This window comes from Rhodococcus cerastii (genome assembly GCF_033042195.1).
Taxonomy (GTDB): domain Bacteria; phylum Actinomycetota; class Actinomycetes; order Mycobacteriales; family Mycobacteriaceae; genus Rhodococcoides.
Window position 1 is genome coordinate 1 of the sequence record NZ_JAWLKF010000041.1, and the last position, 1153, is coordinate 1153.

At 59.4% G+C, this 1153-nt stretch carries 1 protein-coding gene; it reads right to left on the minus strand.

Annotated elements, in window-relative coordinates; genetic code table 11:
• On the minus strand, positions 1–1079 hold a 1079-nt coding region (locus R3P93_RS24500; protein WP_394855353.1), incomplete at its 3' end, for an IS256 family transposase.
• Positions 1080–1153 lie beyond the last annotated feature (74 nt).

Consider the following 1153-nt stretch of genomic DNA (forward strand, 5'->3'; position numbering starts at 1 on the left):
TAGCGGGCGTTGACGGACTCGATCGCATTCGTCGAGCAGATCACCCGCCTGATCTCGACGTCGTAGTCCAGGAACGGAACGAATTCACTCCACGCGTTGTCCCACATCCTGATGATCGCCGGGTATTGCTGACCCCATTTCTTCGTGAACTCGGTGAATCGTTCCTTCGCCGCAGACTCTGACGGAGCGGTGTAGACCGGCCGCAGATCACGCGCCATCTCATCCCAATACTTCCGCGATGCAAACCGAAAGGTGTTGCGTATCAGGTGAATAATGCACGTTTGCACCACCGCCAGCTCCCAGACGGTGTTGATGGCATCCGGCAAACCCTTCAGTCCATCGCACACCACGATGCAGACGTCGGCGACACCGCGGTTCTTGATTTCCGTCAGAACCGCGAGCCAGAACTTCGCGCCCTCACCACCCTCGCCGGCCCAGATCCCCAAGATGTCGCGTTCACCGTTCACGGTGACACCGATCGCGACATACATCGGCCGGTTCGTGACCTGACCGTCCCGGACTTTGACGTGCACAGCATCGATGAACATCACCGGATACACGCGCTCGAGTGGCCGGTTCTGCCATTCGGTCATTTCCCCGACGACCTTGTCGGTGATGCGGGAGATGGTGTCCTTCGATACCGTCGCGCCATAGATGTCCTGAAAATGCGCGGACACCTCACCGGTCGTCAAACCCTTTGCCGTAAGCGACAATACGATCTCATCGATCCCAGTCAGCCGGCGTTGACGCTTCTTCACGATCTGCGGCGCGAAGGAGGAATCGATGTCCCGCGGGACTTCGATCTCCACCGGCCCGATCTCGGTAAGCACCGTCTTCGAGCGAGTGCCGTTACGGGAGTTGCCGCTGCCGCGGCCAGCAGCATCATGTTTTTCGTAGCCGAGGTGCTCGGTCATCTCCGCATCCAACGCGGTCTCGAGGACATTCTTGGTGAGCTGATTGAGGAGCCCGTTCGGGCCCATCAACTCCACGCCCTGCTCCTTGGCTTGCGCCAGGAGCTGCTCGGCCAACTGCTTCTGATCCACCTCGGTCGCTGCCATGGGATCCAGTGTTTCGGTCATCGTCGATCCTTCCCACCAAGCTGAGCTCGGCGTGTCGAACCAAGGACCGGATCAACCGTTATTCAGACAGTCCC